Source organism: Streptomyces recifensis (genome assembly GCF_002154615.1).
GTDB classification, from domain to species: domain Bacteria; phylum Actinomycetota; class Actinomycetes; order Streptomycetales; family Streptomycetaceae; genus Streptomyces; species Streptomyces griseoluteus.
Map to the genome: position 1 here is coordinate 1 of NZ_MUNH01000881.1, position 1,152 is coordinate 1,152.

General features: G+C 73.3%; 1 protein-coding gene. It reads right to left on the reverse strand.

Annotated elements, in window-relative coordinates:
• Nucleotides 1-160: 160 nt before the first annotated feature.
• Nucleotides 161-988: an MOSC domain-containing protein gene (locus CCN33_RS30560; protein WP_086696513.1), complete on the reverse strand. Its 828-nt coding sequence runs from the start codon at nt 986-988 to the stop codon at nt 161-163.
• Between the last annotated feature and the right edge of the window lie 164 nt (nt 989-1,152).

Sequence of the window (1,152 nt, forward strand, 5' to 3'; positions counted from 1 at the left end):
GTCCGAAGGTGGCGTAGACGGGTGACATGAGATGAGTATTCCCACGTCCGGCCCACACAGCGCCCCGTACAGGCGCTCGCTTCCCGGCCCCGGCCCGCCCACCGGCGCCGTCCGGCAGGGGGCGTACGCGTGGTCGAGGGCGTACGGGCCGTACGGCGGCTTACCTCTCCGACTCCCCCCACTCCCCGACGACCACCTCGTCCCCCACGGACACCTTGCCGGGGCGCAGCACCGCGTACTTGGTTCCGAAGACGACCCCGCCCCGGGCCGCGCGGCGGTAACCCGCGAGGGTGCGCAGCGGCTCGGGGCCCGAGCGGGCGGCGGTCTCCTGGTCGACCATGGTGACGGCGCAGCGGACGGCGAGCTTGGTGTAGCCGAGTTCGGCCGCGCCGAGGGTGAGGTGGTGGGCGCGGTCCTCGGTGTGCGGCTCGGGCCAGCCGTCGACGACGATGTTGGGGCGGAAGCGGTTCATCGACAGCGGGCCGGCGCCGCGTTCCCCGAGCTTCTCGTTCAGCAGGTCGAGCGTGGCGCGGGAGAGGAGGTGCACGGCGGAGCTGTCGGCGTACCCGGAGGTGCCCGGTGTCCTGCCGTCCGTGACCCGGTCGTGGTCGGGCGGTACGCGGACCAGCCGGCTGGGCGCACCGAGCACCGAGGACAGCCAGTCGGCCACGGTGTCGCCCTGGTCGATCCCCCGGTGGGCGTCGCCGAACATCTCGACGGGCCGGGCGGGACCGGACGCGTCGACGGTGACGACCAGCGACTCGAAGTCGTCCGACCGGAGGGTGAGTCGCGTCCCGTCGAGCGTGATGTCCGGCCGGATCAGGGTGAGCCGGGGATCGCTCCGCTGGGTACGGAACAGGCCCTCCTCGCTGACGACCATGAAGCTGCGGTCGTGCGCGAGCCCGGCGGGCGTCAGCGGCGCCTGGTCGACGGGGACGCCGGCGCAGCCCTTGACGGGGTAGTACGTCAGCGCGGTGACGACAGGCATGAGCACTCCGACCGATGATCTGGGCGAGGGTGCAATCGTCGCACCCTCGCCCGGTGCGGTGTCTACCGGTCCACGTCCGCGGTGCAGCCGTCGCCGTAGCCCGTCAGGCAGCGCGGGGTGCCGACGACGGTGAGGGTGCGCCCGGCGCTGCCTGACGGGCTACG